The 24,259-nt window shown below is 28.0% G+C and carries 24 protein-coding genes and 1 pseudogene; 4 read left to right on the top strand and 21 right to left on the bottom strand.

Annotated elements, in window-relative coordinates; genetic code table 11:
- Nucleotides 1-60 precede the first annotated feature (60 nt).
- The 9 genes from QP548_RS03585 to QP548_RS03545 all read right to left on the bottom strand — a co-directional run bounded on the left by QP548_RS03585 (nucleotide 61) and on the right by QP548_RS03545 (nucleotide 7,663).
- On the bottom strand, nucleotides 61-1,026 hold the full coding sequence (locus QP548_RS03585; RefSeq protein WP_004459394.1) for a carbohydrate kinase family protein: 966 nt from the start codon (nucleotides 1,024-1,026) through the stop codon (nucleotides 61-63).
- 39 nt (nucleotides 1,027-1,065) lie between these two features.
- On the bottom strand, nucleotides 1,066-1,260 hold the full coding sequence (locus QP548_RS03580) for a DUF4250 domain-containing protein (protein WP_061428527.1): 195 nt from the start codon (nucleotides 1,258-1,260) through the stop codon (nucleotides 1,066-1,068).
- Between the two features lie 257 nt (nucleotides 1,261-1,517).
- Nucleotides 1,518-2,846, bottom strand: a complete 1,329-nt coding sequence (locus tag QP548_RS03575; RefSeq protein ID WP_061428529.1) for an MATE family efflux transporter — start codon at nucleotides 2,844-2,846, stop codon at nucleotides 1,518-1,520.
- A 20-nt stretch (nucleotides 2,847-2,866) separates the two neighbouring features.
- The gene (locus tag QP548_RS03570) at nucleotides 2,867-3,553 is read right to left on the bottom strand and encodes an ABC transporter ATP-binding protein (RefSeq protein WP_061428533.1); all 687 of its coding nucleotides are present in this window, start codon (nucleotides 3,551-3,553) and stop codon (nucleotides 2,867-2,869) included.
- A 1-nt stretch (nucleotide 3,554) separates the two neighbouring features.
- Nucleotides 3,555-4,310, bottom strand: a complete 756-nt coding sequence (locus tag QP548_RS03565) for an ABC transporter permease (protein WP_061428535.1) — start codon at nucleotides 4,308-4,310, stop codon at nucleotides 3,555-3,557.
- A complete protein-coding gene (locus QP548_RS03560; protein WP_061428537.1) occupies nucleotides 4,285-5,289 on the bottom strand; it encodes an ABC transporter substrate-binding protein in 1,005 nt (334 codons plus the stop codon). The genes QP548_RS03565 and QP548_RS03560 overlap by 26 nt, the downstream gene beginning before the upstream one ends.
- Before the next feature lie 246 nt (nucleotides 5,290-5,535).
- Entirely contained in the window at nucleotides 5,536-5,721 is a 186-nt protein-coding gene (locus QP548_RS03555; protein WP_003457312.1) for a hypothetical protein, read from the bottom strand.
- Nucleotides 5,722-5,925: 204 nt separating this feature from the next.
- Nucleotides 5,926-6,783 (bottom strand): hypothetical protein, encoded by an 858-nt coding sequence (locus QP548_RS03550; RefSeq protein WP_061428538.1) that lies wholly within the window; start codon nucleotides 6,781-6,783, stop codon nucleotides 5,926-5,928.
- A 103-nt stretch (nucleotides 6,784-6,886) separates the two neighbouring features.
- Entirely contained in the window at nucleotides 6,887-7,663 is a 777-nt protein-coding gene (locus QP548_RS03545) for a sulfite exporter TauE/SafE family protein (protein WP_003454673.1), read from the bottom strand.
- Nucleotides 7,664-7,897: 234 nt separating this feature from the next.
- On the opposite strand from QP548_RS03545, the gene QP548_RS03540 reads away from it, so the two are divergent.
- Complete coding sequence (locus QP548_RS03540; protein WP_061428541.1) at nucleotides 7,898-8,320, top strand: hypothetical protein; 423 nt, start codon at nucleotides 7,898-7,900, stop codon at nucleotides 8,318-8,320.
- Nucleotides 8,321-8,522: 202 nt separating this feature from the next.
- Here QP548_RS03540 and QP548_RS03535 read toward each other — a convergent pair whose 3' ends face one another.
- The 3 genes and pseudogenes from QP548_RS03535 to QP548_RS03525 form a co-directional block, all read right to left on the bottom strand.
- A complete protein-coding gene (locus QP548_RS03535; protein ID WP_081109952.1) occupies nucleotides 8,523-9,047 on the bottom strand; it encodes a DedA family protein in 525 nt (174 codons plus the stop codon).
- Nucleotides 9,048-9,117: 70 nt separating this feature from the next.
- Nucleotides 9,118-9,609: a DedA family protein gene (locus QP548_RS03530; RefSeq protein WP_003466618.1), complete on the bottom strand. Its 492-nt coding sequence runs from the start codon at nucleotides 9,607-9,609 to the stop codon at nucleotides 9,118-9,120.
- A 350-nt stretch (nucleotides 9,610-9,959) separates the two neighbouring features.
- Nucleotides 9,960-10,823, bottom strand: a pseudogene (locus QP548_RS03525) (tRNA 2-thiocytidine biosynthesis TtcA family protein); the annotation flags it as partial.
- 198 nt (nucleotides 10,824-11,021) lie between these two features.
- Between QP548_RS03525 and QP548_RS03520 the strand changes: the two are divergent.
- Nucleotides 11,022-11,291 (top strand): ACT domain-containing protein, encoded by a 270-nt coding sequence (locus QP548_RS03520; RefSeq protein WP_003457144.1) that lies wholly within the window; start codon nucleotides 11,022-11,024, stop codon nucleotides 11,289-11,291.
- Between the two features lie 16 nt (nucleotides 11,292-11,307).
- Nucleotides 11,308-12,660, top strand: coding sequence for a PFL family protein (locus tag QP548_RS03515; protein WP_061428543.1), 1,353 nt, complete (start codon nucleotides 11,308-11,310; stop codon nucleotides 12,658-12,660).
- Between the two features lie 211 nt (nucleotides 12,661-12,871).
- Here QP548_RS03515 and QP548_RS03510 read toward each other — a convergent pair whose 3' ends face one another.
- From QP548_RS03510 to uraA, 8 genes are all read right to left on the bottom strand, one after another.
- Complete coding sequence (locus QP548_RS03510; RefSeq protein ID WP_061428544.1) at nucleotides 12,872-13,375, bottom strand: QueT transporter family protein; 504 nt, start codon at nucleotides 13,373-13,375, stop codon at nucleotides 12,872-12,874.
- A 324-nt stretch (nucleotides 13,376-13,699) separates the two neighbouring features.
- On the bottom strand, nucleotides 13,700-14,575 hold the full coding sequence (locus QP548_RS03505) for a ComEC/Rec2 family competence protein (protein ID WP_061428546.1): 876 nt from the start codon (nucleotides 14,573-14,575) through the stop codon (nucleotides 13,700-13,702).
- A 168-nt stretch (nucleotides 14,576-14,743) separates the two neighbouring features.
- Nucleotides 14,744-16,066, bottom strand: coding sequence for an ATP-binding protein (locus QP548_RS03500; RefSeq protein WP_061428548.1), 1,323 nt, complete (start codon nucleotides 16,064-16,066; stop codon nucleotides 14,744-14,746).
- On the bottom strand, nucleotides 16,060-16,770 hold the full coding sequence (locus QP548_RS03495; protein WP_061428550.1) for a LytR/AlgR family response regulator transcription factor: 711 nt from the start codon (nucleotides 16,768-16,770) through the stop codon (nucleotides 16,060-16,062). The genes QP548_RS03500 and QP548_RS03495 overlap by 7 nt, the downstream gene beginning before the upstream one ends.
- Before the next feature lie 138 nt (nucleotides 16,771-16,908).
- A complete protein-coding gene (locus QP548_RS03490) occupies nucleotides 16,909-17,922 on the bottom strand; it encodes an N-acetylmuramoyl-L-alanine amidase (RefSeq protein WP_061428552.1) in 1,014 nt (337 codons plus the stop codon).
- A 97-nt stretch (nucleotides 17,923-18,019) separates the two neighbouring features.
- Nucleotides 18,020-18,307, bottom strand: a complete 288-nt coding sequence (locus tag QP548_RS03485; RefSeq protein ID WP_061428553.1) for a thiamine-binding protein — start codon at nucleotides 18,305-18,307, stop codon at nucleotides 18,020-18,022.
- Between the two features lie 223 nt (nucleotides 18,308-18,530).
- Nucleotides 18,531-19,544, bottom strand: coding sequence for a 3D domain-containing protein (locus QP548_RS03480; protein WP_061428555.1), 1,014 nt, complete (start codon nucleotides 19,542-19,544; stop codon nucleotides 18,531-18,533).
- Nucleotides 19,545-19,968: 424 nt separating this feature from the next.
- Nucleotides 19,969-21,267 (bottom strand): uracil permease, encoded by a 1,299-nt coding sequence (uraA, locus tag QP548_RS03475; protein ID WP_061428557.1) that lies wholly within the window; start codon nucleotides 21,265-21,267, stop codon nucleotides 19,969-19,971.
- 186 nt (nucleotides 21,268-21,453) lie between these two features.
- On the opposite strand from uraA, the gene QP548_RS03470 reads away from it, so the two are divergent.
- On the top strand, nucleotides 21,454-23,037 hold the full coding sequence (locus tag QP548_RS03470) for an ABC-F family ATP-binding cassette domain-containing protein (protein WP_061428559.1): 1,584 nt from the start codon (nucleotides 21,454-21,456) through the stop codon (nucleotides 23,035-23,037).
- A gap of 49 nt (nucleotides 23,038-23,086) precedes the next feature.
- On the opposite strand, the gene QP548_RS03465 is transcribed toward QP548_RS03470, so the two are convergent.
- Nucleotides 23,087-24,049 (bottom strand): polysaccharide deacetylase family protein, encoded by a 963-nt coding sequence (locus QP548_RS03465; RefSeq protein WP_061428561.1) that lies wholly within the window; start codon nucleotides 24,047-24,049, stop codon nucleotides 23,087-23,089.
- Nucleotides 24,050-24,259 lie beyond the last annotated feature (210 nt).

Raw genomic sequence — 24,259 nt, 5'->3', positions numbered from 1 at the left:
ATTTATATATTTATGTAGTCTTAAAATTTAAGCCTACAAGAAAATACAAAATATTTTATTCTATTTATTTAAATCGTATTTTTCTTCTTCCCAAGTTGTTTTCTCTAATTTAGCTAAAACAGTATCTAAAGCCATATCTGGATGAATTGTTTCCTCATGTGATATTGTTATATTAGACATAGTCATAGCAAATTTAACAATATCCTCTATAGGCATTTTATTCATATATCCGTATCCTAATCCAGCTACAAAAGAGTCCCCTGCTCCTGTAACATTTTTAACATCAACTTCTGTTGCCTTTATTTTACCGCAAGATACACCGTCATTATAGAATATACCGTCAGCATCTAAACTTATAAATACCTTTTTAATTCCTAAACCTAAGAAATAATTACTTGCCTTTATTAAGTCATCTGTATCTGTTATAGGGAAACCTGCTAATATTTCTGCTTCATGTCTATTAGGTTTTATTGTATGGAAATCCTTTATAAGATGTTTTACCCAGCTTGCTTTTTCCGCTGATACTGGATCTAAGATAAAGTTAGTTTTATCCTTAAAGTTCTTTAATAAATATTCCATTATTTCTGGATTATCAGAATCTAAAACTGTATATTCAGCATTCTCAAAAATTTCTCTTTTAGAATCTATGAAATCAGTATTCATAGCTCCTATACTTTTCATATCTGCAATAGCAGAAACCATTTCACCATTTTCATCTAAAATAGCTAAGTAAGTTGGAGTGCTTCCACCTTCTATTACCATAGAATCATCCATATGATATCCTATTTTCTTTGAGTGCTCTACTATACTCTTTCCATTTTCATCATTACCTAATATGGACATGAAATTAGTATTTACGCCTACTCTTGCCATATTTTCAGCAATGTTTCTACAAACGCCCCCAAAAGATATCTTTACATGTCCTGGTGTTGAGTTATAGGGTCTATAACTCGCCTTACTAAATCCAAATACATCCACTACAGAAGCTCCAAATACCAATAAATATGGTTCTTTTCTTAAGTTCATTTAATTAATCCTCCCTATTTTAAAAAACATAAATTATAATTATTCAGCAACAAACTGATTATTTTCTCTATTATATATGTATCCACATTCTTTAAGTCTTTGTCCAATAATTTCTTTTTCAATTCCTAAATCATCACACAAGCTTTCTATATTACTATAGTAATCTCTTAACTTTAAATTTATAATACTAAGTAACATATATGGATCCATCTCTCTATAATTGCCAATGTCCATTTAAAAAATCTCTCCTTTAAAAAGTGCTTTAATATTATTATATACAACTTATTTAACTTCTACAATTTTTTATTTAATTTATTATCATATTTTTATTTAATTTATTATCATATTTTAATAAATCTGCATAGTATGTTATTAGGTTAATTATACTAACTTAACCTCCTGTTTAAAAAATCACTATAACTCTTACTATACTATATTTACTTCTTTGCATTTACAATAAAAACCGTTGATAATCAACGGTTTTTATTGCTTTATATATTTTTTCTTTTACTTTTTATTTCAAATATTAAAAATAATAAAAGTGTACTTAACTCAGTTATTGGAATTGTTAGCCATACTCCATAAACCCCTATAATTCTTGGTAAGACTATTATAAATATAATAACAAATACTAATCCTCTAAGTGTTGATAATAGAGAAGATTCCTTTGATTTTTCAACTGCTTGTAAATAGGCTATATTAAGTATATTGCTTCCATTAAATAAGAATGCTATAAAGTATAAATATATTCCCTGTCTAGTTATACTTAATAATCTTCCCTTATCACTTGTAAATAATCCTATCATTTGATTTGGTAATAATAGTCCCATACCTAAGAAGCCTATACCTAAAATCAATACTATTATTCTTGTTAACCTTAAAAATTCTTTAACACGCTCTTCCTTTTTAGCTCCAAAATTTACACTTATTAAAGGTTGAACTCCTTGAGAAACTCCATTAAAGACTGCCATGAATATTAAAACTATATTTGTAATTATTCCATAAGCTGAAACTCCTAAGTCTCCTTCAAATTTGTATATTACAATATTAAAAATAAATATAACAAAGCCTGCTGATATTTCATTTAAGAAACTAGGCACTCCATTTTTAAGTACCTTTCCTATATTGTCTAAATTTATTCCTCCAAGCTCTATATGCATGGTGTTATTTTTCTTTATAAAATGTATTGATAAAACTCCTAAAGCTACCAATTGGCCTATAGATGTTGCTAAAGCTGCTCCAAACATTCCTAGATTAAATATATATATAAATACATAATCTAGTACTATATTGGTGGTATTTGATCCTATTACTGCATACATAGCTAATTTAGGCTCTCCATCATTTCTAACAAAAACAATAAATGCTGATGCAAAAATAAAAGCTGGATTCAAGGCTAAAATAATCTTTAAATAATCTTTAGCTAAAGGAAAGGTTGCTTCTGACGCTCCAAGCATATAAACTATTTTATCTAAAAAGAAAACTTCTAATAAACTTATTATTATACAAAATATGATAGTTGCAAATACTGCCGAAGTAAATATTCTATTTACCTTATGGAATTTTTTTTGCCCCATAGCTACGGATAGGGCTGTTGCTCCTCCAACTCCAATAGTAAGACCTATTGCACTATATAAATTATATATTGGCAAAGCTATGTTTAGTGCTGCTAAGCCTAATTCTCCAATTTTATGCCCTATAAACATGGTGTCAAATAATATACACACTGATAAGCCTAACATTCCTGCAACTGAAGGTATCATATATTTTCTTAATAGCATACTTTCTTTATCCTGTAGTAAATCTAATTTTTTGCTCATTGTACCCCTCCTTTATAAGCTTATTCTTTTAAAATAAGTAGAATTTTTTCTTCTATATTATTTTTTTCTTTTGATTTTTGTACATCTTTAAATTTATCCATTAAAATTGCTGGGCTACCACCTAATAAAAATATATTATCTCCTAAGCTTAAGGCCTCATTTATGTCATGGGTAACCATTATAACTGTATTATTTTTTTCTAAATGGGTTCTCTTAAATATACTAATAATATTTTCTTTGCTACTTTTATCTAAGGATTTAAAGGGTTCATCCATTAAAAGGAGTTCCCCATTATAAAGAAGTGCTCTAGCAATATTTGCTCTTTGCCTCATGCCTCCACTTAACTCTTTAGGGTAAGAGTTCATATAATCCCCTAGTTCAACTTCCCTTAGGATATTTTTAATTTTTTCTTCCCTTTCATCCTTTGTGTAAGTTTTTAATAATGGTAATTCCATATTAGTGTATATACTATTCCATTCAATAAGCCTATCCTCTTGAAATACATAGGCTATTTTTTCAGGAACTCCTATAATTTCACCTGATTTAACCTCTTCAAGATTAGCTATTATATTTAATAGAGTACTTTTTCCACATCCAGACCTTCCTAAAATACAGTTTATCTTTCCCTCTTCAAATGCTAAAGAAAATTTATCATATATTTTTTTACTTCCAAAATTCTTTTCTATATTTATTAATTTAATACTCATTTTATTTCATCCACCTAAAAACTCTACCATCAATAGTTTTTTGTATTAAAGAAAAAATTATTCCTATAATAATTACTACTATTATCCATGCAAATACCATATTAGTATTTAAATAATTCTTTTCCACAAAAAGTGCCGTCCCTATACCATATTTAGGTTGTCCAATAACTTCTCCTCCAACTACTAACTTCATAGTTAGGGAAAAGGTTGAAACCATTATTCTACATATGGCAAAACTTATGCTTGGCAAATATATATTCTTTATTAAATTACCTATACCAATCTCATAAACCTTAGCCATCTCTAGTATATTTTTGTCTATATTTAATATAGCTCCTATTATGGCATCATAAAATATAGGAAAACTCATTACAAATCCAACTAATATAGGAGCTATGCCTTGACTTAACCAAATTAAAGCAAGTATTATAAAGCCTATTGTTGGTAAAGATCTCATTACATTTAATATAGGTACCATAAAGTTATAAACATATTTATTAAAAGCACTAAACACACCTAAAAATAAAGCAATAACTAAGGCTAAGGTAAAACTTATGAAAGTTCTTCCTAAGGTACTTATTATTATTTTGAAAAAGTCATTTGATTTTATTACTTCAATTAAACCCTTAAACGTTAAATAGGGAGAAGGTAATATTACCTCACTCCCTATAATCATACTAGCTAATTGCCATAAAATAAAAAGTATAACTGAAGATAAAAATATTAATTTCTTATTTTTGTAAGAAAATTTCTTCATTTACCTTTTTACCTCCTATAGCTTTAGGCTCTAAGCTGTAAATCTTGTCATAATATTTAATATATTCACTTTCACTATCTAAAGCACTTACATAATTTAAGTTTGCTCTTTCTAAAGATTTAGCTATTATTTCTTTTTTGCCTGTTATGCCAACTTCTTCTGCAAAGGCACCTGCTTCTTCTTTATTTTCATTTGCCCACTTAGTACTATTATCTATTTCCTTTAAGCTCTTTTGAACAGCCTCTGAATTATTTTTTGCTAAGTCCTCTTTAACTATAACACTAGACTGAGGATATCCCATTTTTGAATCACTCATTTTTTCCCACTGTTCATTTAATGATGCTACTATTTTTGTTTCTGGTTTCTTTGTCATTATTTGAGTTAACATAGGTTCTGGAACAACTGCATATTTAGCTTTTCCCTCTATAAATAAAGGAGCTAATTCTGAAGCTGCATTTACATAACTTAGTGTTAAATCTTTTTCAGGATTTATTCCATCATTTTGAAGTAATATTTTAAATATTAAATCAGGAGTCAATCCTTGGCCAACATTGTAAACATCTTTTCCTTTAAGATCTTCTAAGCTATTAACAGAATCATCACTGCTTATAACATATAATGAACCAAAACCTACTGTTCCTGCAAGTTTATATTTAGCTTCCTTGTTATATGCAATAGCAGCTACATTTGAAGGAACTATACATATATCTCCCTCTCCTTTTAACACCTTAGAAACTAAAGCATCTGATCCCTTTACTATTGAATAATTTATATCTAAGCCTTTCATTATTTCTGGTTTTTCTTTTATCATTTTAACTATACTAATAGCTGGAAGTCCATCTGGTACTACTATTTCTATGGATGTTTTTTCTTCTGGTGCCTTAGTTTCTTCTTTCTTAGAAGTATTACATCCTACTAATATACTTAATGAGAATAATACCATTAGACCTAATGATAAAAACTTATTTAATTTTTTCACCCCTGCACCTCCATATAATAAATTTTCTATGTTTTATTTTGCCACTTATTCATTATTTTTTCAATATATATCTATTTTTTCCCTTGAATTTCTGGCACTGGTTCTTCATTATTTTTTTTAGGTGCTTTAAATCTTTTTGAATTCCAAGAAGATTGTTGATCTTTCTTTGCCATAAATCTCACCTCCTCATCTTAAATCAGTTTTATTTTATGAGTAAAGGCTTATTTTATTCATGGCAAAATTAATCTACTTGTTTTCTCTCATTCTAGTTATTAATTCACTTTCTATAAGTTCTGATTTTGAAAAACCTTTTCTAAAATATCTTATTTGCTTATACTTTATTCCATTCATTTCAAAATCTAAAACATCTATTCTATCACCACTATAAGTAAAAGGATCTCTTCTTCCTTTAACATAAACTAAAAGTTCCATTTTTTAACTTCTCTCCTTTAAAAAATCTATAATGATTTTAATTATAGCACATTTTTCATTTTTATGAATATCCTCTTTATGATGTTCATATTTGAAATATATTATTTAAAATACTAAAATAAGCTTTGGTGGAAAATAATTTTCATCTCTAGAAATTATTCTCATCCAAAGCTTTTTTATTAAAATTAAATTTTTCTATGCTCTTTAGCCTTCTGCATTTTGAAGTTCGTAAATTTCCTCTATTGTTATACCTAGCTTTTCTGATATTAACTCAGGTGATAATATTCCTGCAAGGCTTTTTGCTATCCTTAATTGCTCTTCTTTTCTTGCATTTTTAACAGCTAAATCTCTTTCTTCATTATATAATCTCTCAATCTTAGTCATTTCTAACAACTCCTTAAGTTCTCTTGCTTGCTCCTCAGTAATAAACTTATCTGTAGATTCAATTATTCCATTTAATATAATTGCCTCATCTCTTTCAGATTTTATTGATTTTGCTAACTGAACACAATCTCTTAAAATATTACTATCATCATGCTCACTCTTCATAAGTGGCAACATTATGAATTTTATCTTATCAGCTTGAGTTAAATTATCTTCTAAAACCTTCTCCTTTAACTCTTTTAAAACTTTCTCCGCAGTTAGCTTATTCATAAATATGCTTTCTGAACAAATAAGTATATCCCCAAAACTTAATGTGTTTCTAGCTTCCTTTACACTTGAATTATAAATTATAGCCATTCTAACCTTTGGAAAAGCTCCTCTATGCTTATAATATCTCTTTATAACCTTAACAGCCACCTCTAAGTATATAAACATATTTTCATCTATATTTTTTTCATCCTCATATCCAAAAAGTAAAATAGAGCCATCTTCTAAAATAAATATTTCGTTAGGACCTCCCTCTGAAACTTCATTTTCAAAAAAGTTTCTTGGTAGCCTGTCCATTATTTTAGGTATATCATTAACTCCTAAAATTTCTAGTGGTTTTCCTTTATAAAGTTGTCCCATAAGCTTATATAAAATATCCTTAGCTCCGTAACTTATGTTAGTTCTTCCCATGTTTTTATCACCCTCACTTTGTTGAGAATATATTCTTTTCAATTATTATATCACATTTTATTTACATATATATTTCATCTATGCCTAAATTAAAAAGTTTTTATTAAATAGCAGTTATAAAATTATATATATTTAGTCCTATAATTAAAATTGTTATAGTATTAAAAACTCTTAATATTATTTCATTACTAAAGATTCTATTAAATTTTGCCCCTATAAAACCTCCTAAAACGCCTCCAAATATCATATATGGAAGCATGGATAGATCATACCCAGAAAAGCCAGTTCCAAAAGCAATAGTTAAAAGTTTAGATGCTTGAGAAAATAGTATTATAAGGACAGAATCTCTAGCAGCATTCTTAGCTTCCATGGAAAAGAATATTGTTAAAAAGGCAACATTTATTGGTCCTCCCCCAATACCTAGAAAGGCTGCTATTAATCCTAAAAATATCCCAATTATAGTGCTTAAAATAAAGTTATCAATTTTGTAACTCTTAAACTTTTCTTTATTATTCATGTATATATAAACAAATATTAATAACAATGCTAAAATTCCACTTTGCACTAAAGATACGATTCTTCCTTGAACAATTTTTAATATAAAAGTTAATAACTTTTGTCCTAATAATCCCCCAATTACAGAACCAATACCTAATAACCCAGTATTTTTTATATCAATCTTACTTTTATAAGATAATTGTTTGATTACCGAAACTAAGGCCATAGAAAAAATAGTACATGCTGATAAAACTCCAATAGTTTCTATATTGTAGTCTCCTAAGAAATCTAAAACTGGCTTTATTATTACTCCTCCACCTAGTCCAGCCATTGACCCACAAATTGTTGATAATAGAGCCACTAAAAAATATATTAAAACCATATTACCACTTCCTTAAATTAACTATTTATATTATTTTAAAATTCTCATCTATTATATTCTTTTACATTCCCTCCTTGCCATATTTAATCTAAAAAGCTCACTTAAACTCGCCTAAAAACTCTATATTTATATATTACAACAAAGTATTTCAAAAAGCTTAAATCCTAAATTGTTTACATAAGAAATCTTATGTAGTATGTTATACTTATATATTACACTATAAGGAGATATATTATGGAAACATTAAATGATTTATTGAATTTAGATTTAAATAAATGTAGTATTTTTGACATAACAGAAGAACACTTAATCTTACTTAAAACAAAGGATTTTCACACTCAAAATAATTTTTATTTTTATCTTTATAATAAACTTACTTCTATAGAAAAGACAAAAAGAAAGGAACTTGCTTACTGCAATTATCTTATATCCTACTATTTATTTATAGTAATGACACCCTTATATTATGAAGAATTAGCTTTTTATCATGGAAAAAAGGCCTTTGAGTTAGAAAACTCCACAAAATATATGGAATGGCTTTTATTATTTGGAACCTTAGAAAAGCCTCTATTAACTTATGAGATTTGTTCTAATCTTGCTAAAGAAATTTTAAAAGAAAATCCTAATTCAACCTTAGCTAACTTCTTTCTTATGTAAGATATGAGAAAATAATTAATACTTTTCCTCTTATTTTAAAAACAATTTTTCTTTTAGACTTATTATTTTTCATATAAAATTTAAATTGGCTGTATTAAAATAATCAAAACTTAAATATATTATTTAAGTTACTAAGATTAATTAATAAATTTTAGTTTAACTTATTATTTTAATACAGCCATTTTTATTTACATACTAATTTTTATTTTAAAAATACATCTCCAAAGAAATATCCTGTAAATATAAAACCTAAATTCCACAAGAATATTCCTGGAGTAGAATAGATTAAAAACTTAAAGAAATTCATTCTTACTGAACCTGCTATAATAGAAACTATGGTTCTTAAAACAGGCAATAGTCTACAAAGAAAAACTCCAAAAAGTCCTTTTTCCTTTAAAATAGTACTGCTTTTTCTTATGGTTGGCTGAACCTTAGGAAACTTCAATCCTAATTTATCTAAGAGTATTGCCCCTCCATAATATCCTATTAAATACAGTACTATACTTCCTAAAACTCCAGCCACAACTGATATAAAAACTACAAGAATTAGACTTTGATTATTTCTAGAAGCTAATATCCCCGCAGCAGGCATTATTATTCCAGCTGGTAGTCCTGGTAGATTTAAATATTCTAAAAATACTATTACAAATAACAAGGTTAAACCATAAGTTGTAAAATAATTTAGCACAGCATCTATGTCCATAAAACTTTCTCTTTCTCCTTTCATATAACCCCTTAATTTAATATTTTCCCCTAAAATCTAAATAAAATTCAATACACAAAATTAAAATCACAAACTAAAATCTTATCTTTCCTCCAAAGAAATATCCAACTACAATGCCTGTAAAATTCCAGCAAAATATACCTGGTATAGAAAAAATAATAAACTTTAAAAAATTAACCTTTACAGTGCCACATATTAAGGATACATAAGTTCTAATAATAGGTATTAATCTACATATGAATATCCCTAAAAAACTATGCTTTTCTAGTATTTTTTCTGTTTTTTCAAGCTTATCTTCTATTTTAGGATGTTTAATTTTAAGCTTTTCTAAAAGTGTTGATCCTACAAAATAACCTAACAAATATAATATTATACTTCCTACCAGACCTGCAATTAAGGATATTAGCATTACTTTTATTATTCCCTTATGAGCTTGTCCTGCAATTATGCCAGCTGCTGGCATTACTATACCTGTAGGCATTGCAGGTACGCAATATTCACCTACAACTATTAAAAATAATACAATTAACCCATATGTATGTATATAATACAAAATATCTTGCATGGTCATAAATATCACCATTCTTTCCTTAATTAATATAAATAGCTTACTATATAAGACTATTATAACATATAGTCACTTTTAATCCTTATTATGCCTATTAATTAAGTGCAAAATTAAAAGGATGTATAAAGAGAAAATATACCAATTTATCTATTTCTCTTAATACATCCAAATTTTTAATTATCTATTTGCATACTTTTTATTTCTTTTAAAGATAAGCCTGTTTTCTCAGCTATTACTTCATCATCTAATAGTCCTATAAGATTTCTAGCTATGTTTTGTCTTTCATAAGCAACAGCTTCATTTACTAATCCTTTTTGCTTTAGCTCAGCTGTTGAATTTAATAAGGACTCTTCATCATAAAAGTCTAAATAAGAATAATGTTCTCCATCAATATCCCATCCTAAAATAGAATCTACACTTACATTTTGTGCTGCTCTAAATATTGATTTATCTACTCCATCAAACTTTTCTTTAAACTCTTCAATCATATCCTTAATTTCAAAACGCTTATTACCTATTTTTTTAGCTGCTACCATACATGCACAGTTTAATGGCCATATTCCAGCTCTTTGAATCCATCTTTTTATATATTTTTCTTCTATATAATATAGAGGTCTTATAAGCTCTATTCCATCAAAATTAGCAGCTTTTAATTTTGGTAACATAGTTTTAAAGTTACCTGCATATAAAACATTAAGCATTGTTGTTTCTATAACATCATTAAAGTGATGTCCTAAGGCTAACTTATTACATCCAAGTTCCTTTGCCTTACCATATAATGATCCTCTTCTCATTCTTGCACACATATAACATGGATAATCCTTAGCTATTTTGTCTACAACTTGGAATATTCCTGAATCATAAATATGTACTGGTATATCTAAGTATTTACAATTATCCTCAAGTAACTCTCTAATTTGAGGATGATATCCTGGATCCATAGCTAAAAATACAAGTTCAAAGTTTATTTGACCATGTTTTTTTAACTCTTGAAAAAGCTTTGCCATTATTAAAGAATCTTTTCCTCCAGAAATAGCAATAGCTATCTTATCTCCTTCTTCTACTAATTTATAATCCTTTATAGCTTTTATAAATTTTGACCAAACTTGTTTTCTATATGTTTTAACTAAACTTCTCTCTATCTCAGCTAAAGGTCTTCTCTCATTAAATGGTACTAAAATCTCGCATCCTTCTCCTGCTACACCACTCATTTTAATCACCTCACTATATAAAACTCTTTTGTTATTATAACAATTTTATTTCTTTTTGTCTTTATAAAATGGTACTTAATTAAATCCCCTTCCTATTTAACTAAATTTATTTAAAAACTCATCCAAAATTAAACAAATTAAGTATTATTTGATGTATAATTGTTTATAAATAAATTTTATATATTGGGAGGTTTTTATATGAATGCTGTTATTACCGTTGTTGGAAAAGATAAGGTTGGAATAATCCATGGTGTATCTGGTATATTGAATGAAAATAATGTAAATATACTAAACATAAGCCAAACAATTATGGATGGTTATTTTACCATGATAATGCTAACAGATATATCAAATTCAACTAAGGATATTTCTTCTCTAAAAGAAATTTTCAAAGAGTTTTCTTTAAAAAATTCACTAGATATATCCGTTCAACATGAAGATATATTTAATTCAATGCATAGAATTTAATTAGGAGTTTGATGGTATGTTAAAGAATAATGAGATTTTAGAAACTATAAGTATGATTAAAGAACAAAACTTAGATGTAAGAACTATAACTTTAGGATTATCTTTAATGGATTGTGCTTGTGAAGATGTTAAAGTTTTAAGTGAAAAAATATATGACAAAATAACAAAGACTGCTGAAAATCTAGTTAAAACTGGTGAAGACATAGAAAAACGTTTTGGAATCCCTATAATAAATAAAATAATTTCAGTTACTCCTGTCTCCATAGTAGCTGCTTCTGCTAACTGTAATTCATACTTAGATATTGCTAAGGCAATGGATAAGGCTGCAAAGGAAGTTGGTGTAGATTTTATTGGTGGATTTTCTGCCCTAGTACATAAAGGCTTTACAGAGAGCGATTTAAAACTTATAAAATCCTTACCTGAATCCCTAGCTAATACTGATATAGTATGTTCCTCTGTTAATATTGGCTCTACTAGATATGGTATAAATATGGATGCTGTAAAACTTATGGGAGAAACTATAAAAGAAACTTCTTTAATCACTCCAGATGGATTTGGATGTGCAAAGCTTGTTGTCTTTTGTAATGCCGTAGAAGATAATCCTTTTATGGCTGGAGCTTTCCATGGCGTTGGTGAAGCTGAAAAAGTTATAAACGTAGGTGTTAGTGGACCTGGCGTTGTAAAGAAAGCTTTAGAAGAAGTTCGTGGAAAAAGCTTTGAAGAAGTTGCTGAGACCATAAAGAAAACTTCTTTTAAGGTTACTAGAATGGGACAACTAGTAGCTAAGGAAGCTTCTAAACTTATGGATATTCCTTTTGGTATTGTTGACCTTTCTCTTGCTCCTACTCCTGCCGTTGGTGATTCAGTTGGAAGAGTCTTAGAGGAAATGGGCCTTTCAAATTGTGGAACTCATGGAACAACTGCCGCCCTAGCTCTATTAAATGACGCAGTAAAAAAAGGGGGACTTATGGCATCTTCCTATGTTGGTGGATTAAGCGGTGCATTTATTCCTGTTTCAGAGGATGAATGCATGATAGAACAAAGTAAAAATGGATTTTTAACTATTGAAAAGTTAGAAGCTATGACCTGTGTTTGTTCAGTTGGGTTAGATATGATAGCTATTCCTGGTAAAACTTCAGCATCTACAATATCAGGAATAATTGCTGATGAAGCAGCTATAGGCATGATAAATAATAAAACCACAGCTGTTAGAATAATTCCTGTACCTAATAAAGATATTGGAGATATGGTAGAGTTTGGTGGACTTTTAGGCTCTGCTCCTATTATGAGAGTTTCACCTGGTAATTGTGATGACTTTATATCTAGAGGTGGAAGAATTCCAGCTCCTGTTCACTCTTTAAAAAATTAATAAATATATTCTACTTAATCATTTATAAATTAAAATTTATAAATAAGCTTATAAACACAAACTAAATTTAAATAAACCTTACAAAGTCCTTTAAGAATTACTAGGTTTTATTAAGAATTTTAATCCTAAAACTTATCTAGTTATTCCTTGAGATAATTTGTAAGGTTTATTATTAGTTTTTATAAAATAATTTATTTCTATATTAATAAAATTATCTTGTTATAATATTTAACTTACCAAAATATTTTTTATTTATAAAATTAAATACAGGAACTCCTATTACTGTTATTACAACAAACTCACCTAAGGCAACTTGTCCCATTGATAAAACTAAAGGTAGTCCATAAACATAATTAAGCATCCAACCTATTATAATGCCATTAAAGATTGTTGGCCAAATTGAAGCAATCCATATTGCTTTCTTTCCTTTTATATATTTACCAGTTAAATAAATCCCCCAAACACTTATAAAGGTTGCAAAGGTTCCTAAAACAATATCAATAGTACCATTTGGTCCTAATATATTTGCTATGAAACATCCTAGGGTCAATCCTACTATATAATCTTTTTTATAAAAGGCTAAAAGAACCATAATTTCTGATATTCTAAATTGTGCCCCCAAATAACTTATAGGCGCTAAAGCTATTGTTAAGGTTGCATATAAAGCCGCAATAAGTGCTGATATAACTATTCTTTTTATATTCTTATCTGTCATATTTCCTCCTTAAAACATGCAAATTCTAAAAGACTCCTAACTAAGATGTTTTAAGGAAGGTAAATAAAACCCTAAATATATTATTTTAAATTTAAAAAAATATATTTAAAGTTAAAAATAATTGCAAATAAAAAACCGTAGAAAATTCTACGGTTAAAAGCACACAAAATAAATCTTATATAAAAAATTATATAATGATACTTAAAACACCGTAGTTTTATTTAAAGACAGGAGGCTTTCGAACTGTCTATATATTATTTTTCCTAGTCATTATATAATATATATTCTTAAAAATCAATGTAAGATTTTATAATTTAGCTTTTATTATTTATTTTCACTATGTAATTTTACATCTAACTTTTTACCATTAGAACTTATTGTTATGTCACCATCTCTGAAAGTTTCATAAACTGTTATGCCAGCTTTTTTAAGATTGCTCATAGTCTCTTTATGAGGATGACCATATTTATTATCTTTAGCGCAAGAAACTATGGCTATGCTTGGATCAACAGCTTTTAAAAACTCCTCACTAGTTGATGAGTGCGATCCATGGTGTCCTAACTTAAGCACATCAGCCTTTAAGTCCTTATTTTCACTTAAAATTTCTTTTTCTACTAAGCTTTCTGCATCTCCAGTAAACATAAAGGAATTTTGTCCATAGGATATTTTCATTACTGGTGAATAGTTATTTAGTTCTTCATACTGAGATTTAACTGGTGAATAAACCTGAACCTCTGTATCCTTTCCTAAATCAATCTTTGTTCCTTCTTTTATCTGCTTTATTTTTAATCCCTCATTTTTTACTGCCTTTAACATATTTTCATAAGTTTTTGTTGTATGTGCTACCTTAGGCGCATAAAAAGATTTAACATCAAAGTTTTCTAAAACTTCATCCATTCCCCCTATATGATCTTCATGAGGATGAGTTGCTATGGCTATATCTATAGTTTTTATGCCTCTATTTTTTAAATCTTTAACTAAGTCGTTAGCTCCTGCATTAGTTCCGGCATCAATTAACATATTAATTCCATTTACCTGAATTAACTCACTATCACCTTGTCCAACATTTAAATATGTAACACTCATTCCACTATATTCACTCTCTGCAGAACTCTTACTAATATTATTTTTCTGAGCTCCACATCCTGCAAAGCTTAAAACTGTAACTGTACTTATTATTGCTAATATTTTTTTAAACATTTTCCCTCCAAGAATCCTTTTTTTTAATATTAACACATTTTTAATTTTTTTGTAATTTAAAATATTTTTATAGGAAATATACCCCTTCTAAAATTAATATAAATATAATATAATTATAAATATAGTCAACAAATATATAAATAACAAAAAGAAGCATAGATTTTTTATCTAGGCTTCTTTTTCTTGATTTATAGGAATGAGCATTTTTAATATGAATTTGTCATCTAAAGGTTCTATAATTATTTCTCCATTATATTTTTCTAAAGCTAGTCTTATATTTTTAAGACCAATACCATGTAAAAACTTATCTTTTTTATCAGTTAAAAAATCTCCATTTAACTTTTTTATTTTATTTGTTTTAGAATTCTCGATTTTAATAACATAAAAATTATTTACACAATTACCTTTTAAACTTATGTATCTATTATTATCTTTAATCTTTTTACAAGCTTCAATTGCATTATCAATGCAATTAGAGAAAATTGTACATATATCAAAGTACTCAATAAAATTAACCTTTGAAAAATCTATAAAAACCTTTAAAGAAATATTGTTTTCTATACATTTTTCTCTCTTATTATTTAATATTACATCTAATACTTCATTTCCAGTATTAAATCCTAAGTTTAGCTTGTCTATTTCTGAATTAAGACTATCTATATATTTTTTTCTTATACCTGTTTCTTTGTTATTTCCTTCAATACAGGCTATGTGATTTTTAATATCATGATAAAGTCTCTTTACTTTTTCTTGATTATCTTTTAAATTAGAATAATATTTATATTCCATTTCTAACTTGTCCTTTATAAATTCATTTTCTAATTTTAATTTGTTATTTTTTATTATTTTACTAACAATAAACATTAAGGACATATTAGATAATAACAATAATATTGAAACAAAGAATATGGATACATTATCTCCAAAGCCCTCTCGTCCACCCTTAAAGGCATATCCAAATATAATCAAAATAATAATTATATTAGTAGCTATAGGAGTAAGAATATAAATAAAATCTCCCTTTCCAATATCTACACGAAACTTTAAACATCTGACAACCATTATTAAAGATATTAAAATAACCTTTGATAGTATCATAGTTTCCATCCTATAGATATTTTTACCTAAAAGTTCCGATACATTAACTAAATTATTTATTTTTACTATAAAAGAAATAGATAGAGCTTCTACTGTAAGCATAAATAACCAAAATATTAATGAGATCATAATACATTTTATATTGTTTACTCTAAAATTAAATTTATAATATACTAAACCTATAAAAAAACATATTACTATTCTTTCATTTGGATATACATTTAGAACTTTTAACAAGATAGAAAAAATTATTATTACAATGAAAGAATAAATTTCTTGTTTATTTTTTCTTTTCTTATGGCTAAATTGACTTATAATTAAATAAAAACTTACCCATTCTATAATCATGGAAGCATTCTCCATGAAATCCCAAAACATTTGATTCATTAACATATTAAATCCCCTAAAAGGCTAGTTAACCTTAATTTTAAATTTTTCATTCTATGCTTACTTACAGGTAAAGTAAATTTATTTATTAAAAGATAATCCTTTTTAATCTCTTCTATCTTTATTAAATTTACAATATAACTAGTATGACATCTAAAAAAGCCCTTATTATTAAGCTCCTTTTCTAGTTTATTCATACTCATCTTTACTATATAATCTTGAGAATTAGTATGTATTATTACCTTTCTCTCAAAAGTCTCAAGAAAAAGTATATCTTCTGTTCTAATCTTCAAAACATTATTTTTATCTTTTATTGTTATGTATGTATATCTTTTATGTAAAATATTTTCTACACAAGCCTTAACCTGCTCTTGTAGCTCCTTAAATTTAACTGGCTTTATTAAATATCTAAAAGCACGAACTTCATAACCTTTTTGAATATAATCCCATAGAGCAGTTATAAATATAATTTCAACTTTATCATCATACTCTCTAACCTTTCTAGCAGTCTCCATTCCTGTTAACTCACCCATTTGAATATCTAAAAAAAGTATGTCCAAACTTTCTGGATACTCCCTTAATAGATCCTCTCCTGTCTCAAAGGTTAAAAGTCTATACTCTACTCCTATTTCATCTAAAACTTTACTTAAATTATTTTTTAATTCTTCTCTTTGCAAGGAATTATCTTCACATAAGGCAATACTAAACATGTCTAATAATCTCCTTTTCAACTTATATTTCTTATGTAATTTTATCATATTTTATTCTATATTGCTTAAGTTTATAAAACAAATTTGAAATCTTAAAAAGTAATTAAACAAGACCTAGAAAACCAGGTCTTATAAAAATCAATCTAAACTTATATATTTTGCTGTAAACCAAGCAGTCTTATATCCATTACTTGCAAAGTAAGTTCCTAGTGCATATCCACTTTCTATTTTATGAACATAAAGCCTTTCACCATTTTTCACATATCCCATCTTACTGGATGTTTGAGATTTTGTATATCTAGCATCTAATTCTGTAACTACATTTATAACAGTAGCATTATTATCTATTTTTAAATAATTCTGATTTGCATTAACCCATACCTTTTGAGATTCTATATTAGATGCGTCCTTCCAATAGATTATAGGCAAATAATCCTTCTTGTCGCATATCTCTGGTAAAACTCGTATTCTTTCACCTTTATATATCTCTCCTAAATCTCTATAGGAGCTACTTGGATTGTCTCTAGGATCTAAATCAACTATAGCCTTTGCATTAGTTGATTTTAAAAATTTCTCTTTTAAAGAATCCTCTGGACTTTCAGGTTTTATATCTTCTTCTATTTCATTTCCATTTATAGCTTCAGCAATTAATTTTCCTATAAGATCTGGACCTTTTTCCTTATATATTCTAACATCCTCAGTTGCTTCACAAAAACAAACTTCTACTAAAACCGCTGGCATTGATGTTTTTCTTAACTCATATAATTTAGAATTCACCTTAACACCTCTATTTTTAAGTCCAGTTCCCTTTGAAACATTATCTACTATTTTCTTAGCATATATCTCTGCTTTTCCACCTGTACCATAAATCCAAGTTCCAGTACCTAAAGCCCCTTCATATCTATCATAAGCCTTATCAAAATGTATTGATATAAATAATTCAACATTATTATCTTCAGCTTTTTGAACTCCTAGATATAAATCAGTATTAATATCAGAATCTCCTGGTGTTACATCTATAACATTATGACCTGCTATATTTAAATATTTTATTAAAGCCCTATAAACCTTTCTATTTTCAATAGTCTCATCTATTAAAGCACTAGAACCTGTTGCCTGGAAATTATGTCCCCCTCTTACTGCTATTTTCATACAAAATACCTCCTGAAAATATTTTTCTCTCACTATATAAATATTTTCAAGTAGTAAATTAAGTTACATTATTCCTAAATTTATTTTTAACTTTAAATTATCTGTATTTCCCAACCTTTTCATCCATGGTTACTCCACCTTTTTTATAATCAATTTTCACTATTGATATAACTCTTCCAGCACCTTCTTCAATACATATTTCTTGAGATTTTTTCACAATTTCTAGCAAGTCATCAATTCTCCCTTCCATGGTAGTTTCCATAGGACCAACCTCAAACTTTACTCCTGTTGACTCTATATATTCAATAACCTTATCAACAACTTCATAAAGTCTTGCATCCTCTACTGAGGGAAGTATTTGTAAACTAACATTACAAGTATCCATTTTCTTCACTCCTAATCTTAAATTATTCATAATTTATTTTTAAACACTAAAATACTATTATTTTAAATCTTGTAATTTCATTTTATCATAAGTAATATGTAGATAAATATTCATTTTAATATTTTAAGTTCATATTAATTCAAATTTTTATGTTTATACAAATTTACTTCAATAGAAAATTAAAAATAAAAAAACAGGCCTAAAGCCTGTCCTTTTATCGTAGTTAATTTAATATATAAACGTCTAAGTTTCTAACGCCCCAGTTAGATGCTTCTGCCTCTGTGTTAAAGAAAAGATCTACTCTATTTCCTTTTATAGCACCACCTGTATCAGCTGCAATAGCATATCCATATCCTTCAACATATAATTTTGTCCCTAAAGGAATTACACTTGGATCAACTGCTATTGTACTATATCCATTTGGATCTCTAAGAACATGCATTCCTGATGCAGTATATGCCTCTGCAGAACCTAATGGATGATTATAAGCCGTGGATTTAACACTTAGTTTTTTCTTAAAGTTTATGCTTTCTCCACCTCTACTTAAAGTTTGAGTTTCCTTTGTACCTTTAACAACTTCTTTATTAACAGGCTCTTTTACAACTAATTCCTGTATAACGTTATTACTTACTTCTTTTCCATTTTCATAAACAAGTTCACGAGTTACTTTTTTCTCTCCATCTTGTCCATCATTTAATACTTCTGTATACGTTTGTGGTTTATTTTCATCCTTTTTAACCTCTGTTGTAAACTCTATAGGATGAACTTCTGTAACTTTTTTTACATCAACCTTTACCACTTCAACGTTCATTCCGTCTTTTAAACTGTCTTTTTTGCTTGGTAGTATCTTATCATCATCATCAAAAGATATTCCTTCTGATTTTAACATATCCTCTACATTATCTTCCGCACTAACAATCTCTTTTTCGCCATCTTCTGTTTTTATTTTTACATTAACAGCCTTGTTTATAGTGATTGTTTCATTTTTTGATATTTTACTTTCTAATGAAGGTGTTACTTTGTCTTTAGGTGCTAATGTTATTCCATTATCGTGTAAAGCCCCTTGTACTGTACCTTTATAGGTAACAATCTCCGTTCTCTCTCCATTAACTACTACGTTAAGAGTTTTTCTCATTGAAAATACTACTATTCCTCCAACTAGGACTAATCCCGTCAGCCCTAATGATAAAGTTTTATTTCTATTTTCCTTTGAAAACAACTTTTTAATATTTACCATATTATCTCCTCCTTCTGGCAAGTAAAAGTTTTACGCTTCCATGCGAAAGTTATACGCTTTTCTGTATGTCAGAAGGGATTTTACACTTTTTAAGTAAAATACATTACTTATTGTAACCTATTTGTAATTATTAATCAAACAAGCTATTTTACTCATATTCTTACTATTTCTATAAATTCTTAGATATAGGCTGCAAAAACCTTATTTATGTCCATAAATGCTCTAAGATACTTCTTCTTCCTTCAAATAATGCATAGTTTTATGCTATTAATTAAAAATTCAGACAATTTGACAAAGTGATTTTAAAGGCTTTTTTAGAAAAAATAAGCTAAATTCTATTAAAATCCAAATAAACTTTCATAAAAATTTAATACTTTATCTTTCATTTAAATCTCTTAATAGAATCTAGCTTTTTAATTAATATTTATTTTTCATTCATTAACCCTAATTTATCGAATATCATAAATGCTATGCTTAAAATCATAGCAACTATAGTAGCAAGTCCCATTCCTTTAATTTCTATTGCACCAAATCTTACTGCTATATTACTTAAGCCAACTATCATTGTAACTGATGTTAATATTAAGTTTTTTGATTTTGAATAATCAACTTTCTCTTCTATGAAAGTTCTTAATCCTGAGGTAGCTATAGTACCAAATAAAAGCAAACTAACTCCCCCTATTACTGGCGTTGGTATGCTTCTTATTAAAGCTGATAAGCTTCCTGAAAATCCTAAGATTACAGATAAAACCCCAGCTCCACAAATTACGTAGGAACTATAAACCTTTGTTAATGCCATTACTCCAATATTTTCACCATAAGTTGTAGTAGGAACTGATCCAAAAAATCCAGATATCATAGTTGATAAACCATCTCCTAAAAGTGATCTATTAAGTCCAGGATCTTTAGATAAATCTTTTCCAACTATACTACTTGTTACTACTAAATGGCCAACATGCTCTGCAACTACTACAAAGGTTGCAGGTAAAATTGTTAAAATTGCATTTAAACTTGGTTTAGCTATATGTATTTGTGGCAATACAAAGAGGCTTGCCTCTTTTACTTGTGTAAAATCTACTAGTCCTAAAAAACAACTAACTAAATATCCAGTAACTATACCTATTAATATAGGTATTACCTTTAAAAATCCTCTTAATAATACTGAAGCTAAAATTACAGTTATTATTGTAATCATTGAAACTAATACCCATGTTGGATTTAAAACCTTTGAATTTGATAATCCTACTGGGAAACCAGCCATATCTGCCGCTGTTGGAGCTAACTCTAATCCTATTATTGTTACTATAGCTCCCATAGAAGCTGGTGGAAATAATTTTCTAATCCATCCTGTTCCTACAAAACCCACAATGATTGCTATGGTAGCAAACAATAATCCTGATACTACAAAGCCACTTTGTACTTCAGTGAAGGAATATCCCTCTCCCATTAAAAGTAATACTGGTGATATAAATGCAAAACTTGATCCTAAATATGCTGGGATTTTTCTTTTTGTTATGAAAGCATATAATAAAGTTCCTATTCCATTAAAGAATAAGACCGTTGCTGGATCAATATTTAAAAGAATTGGTACTAAGACTGATGATCCAAACATTGCAAATAAATGTTGGACACTTAAAGGAATTGCTTTTTTTAGAGGTACCTTGTCCTCTACTCCTATGACTTCTAGTAGTTCTACCTCTTTATTTTGTACAGATTCTGTCATATTATTATCCTCCCTTTTCTAGACTCTCAGGTCTAAATTAAAAGTTTATATAAAATATAGCATACCGTTCATAATAATTCAATATTTTTTTGTCGCATTTTATGTTATAATAAGTATTCATGTGCATAAAAATAGTTTTTTGCATTAATAAATTATTAAAATTTAAAGAAGAAAGGACAGAACTTAATGATTACAGTAAATAATGTAAGCTTAAGATTTGGTGGAAGAAAACTTTTTGAAGATGTTAACTTAAAGTTTACTCCTGGAAATTGCTATGGGGTTATTGGCGCAAATGGTGCTGGTAAATCTACATTTTTAAAAATATTAGCTGGTGAAATAGAACCTAATACAGGAGAAGTTTCAATTTCTGCTAAAACTAGAGTTTCTGTTTTAAAACAGGATCATTATCAATATGATGATTGTGAAGTTTTAAAGACAGTTATAATGGGAAATCCAAGATTATTTGAAATAATGGAAGAAAAAGATGCTTTATATGCAAAGCCTGATTTTTCTGATGAAGATGGAATAAAAGCTGCTGAACTTGAAGCAGAATTTGCAGATTTAGATGGATGGGAAGCAGAATCAGAGGCTTCTTCATTACTTCAAGGCTTAGGAATAGGTACTGAGCTTCACTACAGCCATGTTAGAGACCTTAAAGGTGATGAAAAAGTTAAGGTTCTTTTAGCTCAAGCTTTATTTGGTAAGCCAGATGTACTTATCCTTGACGAGCCTACAAACCACTTAGACATAAAAGCTATCACTTGGCTTGAAAACTTCTTAGGAAACTTTGAAGGTACAGTTATAGTTGTATCCCATGATAGACATTTCTTAAACATGGTTTGTACACAAATATGCGATGTTGACTTTGGAAAAATCAAATTATACGTTGGTAACTATGATTTCTGGTATGAATCAAGTCAACTTGCTCTTCAAATGGCTAAAGACCAAAACAAGAAAAAAGAAGAAAAAATTAAAGAACTTCAAAACTTCATTGCTAGATTCAGTGCTAATGCTTCTAAATCTAAGCAAGCTACTTCTCGTAAGAAGTTATTAGATAAGATTACTTTAGATGATATTCAACCTTCAAGCAGAAAATATCCTTTCGTTGGATTTAAGCCTGAAAGAGAAGTTGGAAACGACATTCTAGAGGTTAATGGAATATCAAAAACTGTTGATGGAGTTAAACTTCTAGACAATGTAAGTTTCAGAGTTAACAAAGATGATAAGATTGCCTTTGTTGGAAATGAAAGATCAATAACTACTTTATTTAAAATAATAAATGGAGAAATGGAACCAGATTCAGGAGATTATAAGTGGGGCGTAACTATAACTAATGCTTACTTCCCTAAAGATAACACTGAATTCTTTGATGGTTGCGAATTAAACTTAGTTGATTGGCTTAGACAATTCTCTGATGAAAAATCTGAATCTTACTTAAGAGGATTCTTAGGAAGAATGTTATTCTCAGGTGAAGAAGCTCTTAAACAAGCTTCTGTATTATCAGGAGGAGAAAAGGTTAGATGTATGCTTTCTAAATTAATGCTTAGCTCAGCTAACGTTTTAACTTTAGATCAACCAACTAACCACTTAGACTTAGAATCAATAACAGCAGTAAACAATGGTTTAGCAGATTATAAGAGCGTATTATTATTTGCTTGTCACGACCACCAGTTTGTTGAAACTATAGCAAACAGAATCATAGAATTAACTCCAGAAGGAATTAAATTTGATAAAGTTTGCACATATGATGAATATTTAGAAACTAAGTAATAAAAAGAGCGTGTATTAAAATAAATTTTTAATACACGCTCTCTTCATTTTATACATTGGCATCACTTATGGTTTTAAATTCATATCCTTCTTCTTTATAATATTTTATTATTTCAGGTAATATTTTTACTGTTTTTTCTTTTCCAAAGGTATCATGCATAAGTAAAACCACTTGATTTTTCCCTTTTGATGTTCTTTTTACATAATCAATCATTTCATTTAAAGTATAAGGCTTTCCTTCTGCATCACCATTTAAAGCATTCCAATCTATACTTACTATTCTATTGCTTTCTAAATTATTATTTAACTCTTCTAAATTTCTATCCTTATAATATACTCTACTATTATACCCTCCTGGCATTCTTAAAACATTTGTATCAAACTCAACACCAAGAACATCCTTCATTATATCATTTGTTCTTTTAAATTCATCCATAAAATAATTAACATCTGTTATATTACCTGGATAAAGCTTTTTAAAATTATGACTATAACTATGATTAGCGATAGCATTTCCCTCTTCTATTGCTCTTTTTAAACTATCCTTAGGCGCTTGTCCAGAGTCTAATCTAGAACCTAACATAAAAAAAGTTCCCTTTACATTCTCACTTTTTAATATATCTAAAACTTGTTCTGTAAGTGGACTTGGTCCATCATCAAAGGTAAGAAAAACATATTTTTCATTTCCTTCATAAGATCCATCTACCATTTTACTCACATCTTTTACATTAACAGCATAATTTTTACCATCAAAAGTAACATTTCTACCTGGGATAATATCTGTTGATTTATATTGTGGAAGCTCAACTGTAGCTTCTTCCATTACTAATTCTTTATTTTCACTTTCATTACCTGTATTACCCTTAGCTACTTCTACTTTTCCATTTAAAGCAATTCTTGTCCCTAAAAAGACCAAAGCAACTATAGCAAGTAATACTACTCCAATTCTTCTTCGTATATATTTTCTCTTTAAAGTTTTACTTTTTCTTTTGCTAAAAGTCTCCTTACTCATAATACCTCCAAAACACAACTTAATTCTATTTAATTATACATTTTTTTACTCTTGAAATGGTAAACTTTCTATTACAGAATAGTTTTATTTTATGTACTTTTTGTTTAATATTAATATGAAGTTTTTAAATAACATATTTCTCTATACAAATAGTATACTCAAAAGAAAAATTTATATTATTTTATAAAAAAGTAACTCTATCCTTTTTTA

The sequence above is a fragment of the Clostridium sp. UMB9555A genome (genome assembly GCF_030222355.1).
GTDB classification, from domain to species: Bacteria; Bacillota; Clostridia; order Clostridiales; family Clostridiaceae; genus Sarcina; species Sarcina perfringens.
The sequence above is the reverse complement of the archived record's forward strand: the minus strand, read 5'-3'. Positions and strand labels throughout refer to the sequence as shown.

Coding starts and splice junctions, on each gene's coding strand:
- QP548_RS03585 (WP_004459394.1), bottom strand. CDS start 1,026: ATGAACTTAAGAAAAGAACCATATTTATTGGTATTTGGAGCTTCTGTA.
- QP548_RS03580 (WP_061428527.1), bottom strand. CDS start 1,260: ATGGACATTGGCAATTATAGAGAGATGGATCCATATATGTTACTTAGT.
- QP548_RS03575 (WP_061428529.1), bottom strand. CDS start 2,846: ATGAGCAAAAAATTAGATTTACTACAGGATAAAGAAAGTATGCTATTA.
- QP548_RS03570 (WP_061428533.1), bottom strand. CDS start 3,553: ATGAGTATTAAATTAATAAATATAGAAAAGAATTTTGGAAGTAAAAAA.
- QP548_RS03565 (WP_061428535.1), bottom strand. CDS start 4,310: ATGAAGAAATTTTCTTACAAAAATAAGAAATTAATATTTTTATCTTCA.
- QP548_RS03555 (WP_003457312.1), bottom strand. CDS start 5,721: ATGGAACTTTTAGTTTATGTTAAAGGAAGAAGAGATCCTTTTACTTAT.
- QP548_RS03550 (WP_061428538.1), bottom strand. CDS start 6,783: ATGGGAAGAACTAACATAAGTTACGGAGCTAAGGATATTTTATATAAG.
- QP548_RS03545 (WP_003454673.1), bottom strand. CDS start 7,663: ATGGTTTTAATATATTTTTTAGTGGCTCTATTATCAACAATTTGTGGG.
- QP548_RS03540 (WP_061428541.1), top strand. CDS start 7,898: ATGGAAACATTAAATGATTTATTGAATTTAGATTTAAATAAATGTAGT.
- QP548_RS03535 (WP_081109952.1), bottom strand. CDS start 9,047: ATGAAAGGAGAAAGAGAAAGTTTTATGGACATAGATGCTGTGCTAAAT.
- QP548_RS03530 (WP_003466618.1), bottom strand. CDS start 9,609: ATGCAAGATATTTTGTATTATATACATACATATGGGTTAATTGTATTA.
- QP548_RS03520 (WP_003457144.1), top strand. CDS start 11,022: ATGAATGCTGTTATTACCGTTGTTGGAAAAGATAAGGTTGGAATAATC.
- QP548_RS03515 (WP_061428543.1), top strand. CDS start 11,308: ATGTTAAAGAATAATGAGATTTTAGAAACTATAAGTATGATTAAAGAA.
- QP548_RS03510 (WP_061428544.1), bottom strand. CDS start 13,375: ATGACAGATAAGAATATAAAAAGAATAGTTATATCAGCACTTATTGCG.
- QP548_RS03505 (WP_061428546.1), bottom strand. CDS start 14,575: ATGTTTAAAAAAATATTAGCAATAATAAGTACAGTTACAGTTTTAAGC.
- QP548_RS03500 (WP_061428548.1), bottom strand. CDS start 16,066: ATGTTAATGAATCAAATGTTTTGGGATTTCATGGAGAATGCTTCCATG.
- QP548_RS03495 (WP_061428550.1), bottom strand. CDS start 16,770: ATGTTTAGTATTGCCTTATGTGAAGATAATTCCTTGCAAAGAGAAGAA.
- QP548_RS03490 (WP_061428552.1), bottom strand. CDS start 17,922: ATGAAAATAGCAGTAAGAGGGGGACATAATTTCCAGGCAACAGGTTCT.
- QP548_RS03485 (WP_061428553.1), bottom strand. CDS start 18,307: ATGGATACTTGTAATGTTAGTTTACAAATACTTCCCTCAGTAGAGGAT.
- QP548_RS03480 (WP_061428555.1), bottom strand. CDS start 19,544: ATGGTAAATATTAAAAAGTTGTTTTCAAAGGAAAATAGAAATAAAACT.
- uraA (WP_061428557.1), bottom strand. CDS start 21,267: ATGACAGAATCTGTACAAAATAAAGAGGTAGAACTACTAGAAGTCATA.
- QP548_RS03470 (WP_061428559.1), top strand. CDS start 21,454: ATGATTACAGTAAATAATGTAAGCTTAAGATTTGGTGGAAGAAAACTT.
- QP548_RS03465 (WP_061428561.1), bottom strand. CDS start 24,049: ATGAGTAAGGAGACTTTTAGCAAAAGAAAAAGTAAAACTTTAAAGAGA.